We start from the raw sequence: 258 nt of genomic DNA, 5'->3' as shown, positions 1-258 counted from the left end.
CCTCCAAACCCGGCGGCAACACCGGCGCCAGCACCCGCTCCAACGGCGGCGCCAGCGGCGGCGGAGACAGACCCGCCGACAGCTGCCCGCTGAACAACAGCTTCACCCCCGGCACCAAGGTCCTGACGGCCGACGGCACCACCAAACCCATCGAACAGGTCAAACCCGGCGACAAGGTCATCGCCACCGACCCCGAAACCGGCACCACCAGCATCGAGACCGTCACCGCCACCATCACCGGCGACGGCGTCAAACACC

The 258-nt window shown here is 69.0% G+C and carries 1 protein-coding gene; it reads left to right on the top strand.

The window, feature by feature from the left end:
* On the top strand, positions 1-258 hold a 258-nt coding region (locus ACFHW1_RS28930; protein WP_416616760.1), incomplete at both ends, for a Hint domain-containing protein.

The organism is Micromonospora sp. LOL_014 (assembly GCF_048060245.1).
Taxonomy (GTDB): domain Bacteria; phylum Actinomycetota; class Actinomycetes; order Mycobacteriales; family Micromonosporaceae; genus Micromonospora_E.
The sequence above is the reverse complement of the archived record's forward strand: the minus strand, read 5'-3'. Positions and strand labels throughout refer to the sequence as shown.